The organism is Desertibacillus haloalkaliphilus (assembly GCF_019039105.1).
Lineage (GTDB): Bacteria > Bacillota > Bacilli > Bacillales > KJ1-10-99 > Desertibacillus > Desertibacillus haloalkaliphilus.
Genome location: NZ_JAHPIV010000271.1, coordinates 1 through 393, shown reverse-complemented (window position 1 = coordinate 393; position 393 = coordinate 1). Strand labels below are relative to the sequence as shown.

The 393-nt window shown below is 38.2% G+C and carries 1 protein-coding gene; it reads right to left on the bottom strand.

Annotated features, from left to right (window positions below):
* A partial coding sequence (locus tag KH400_RS21880; RefSeq protein ID WP_498067641.1) for a class I SAM-dependent methyltransferase occupies positions 1-393 on the bottom strand: 393 nt, incomplete at both ends.

The window sequence follows — 393 nt, the reverse complement described above, 5'->3', positions numbered from 1 at the left end:
AGCTTTAACAACGTCTCATCTACCTCAAAAGCACCAGCTGAAAGGCTTTTATTGGATTGATTTAAAATAGCATTCACCAAATTCCCTGAACCTGCAGCTAAATCTAGGAGCACGGCAGGTTCTTCACTCTTATTAAGCACTTTATTAACAAGATAGCTTAAAAATAAACATACAGCATCAGGCGTCATAGAGTGGTGAGGCTGAACTGCTCCTTTCATCCCTTTTAATACTGCTAGTTGATAGGCTTTTCTTACATCCTCTTTTGAAACACTTTCTAGGTCCATACTGCTCAATTTATCAAGAAGCCACTTTTTTTGTTCTGGATTAACACTTTGACATACTTCTCCTCTAAAAAGATTTTCTCCAGCTTCTGCGAGCCCTTCTAAATATGTC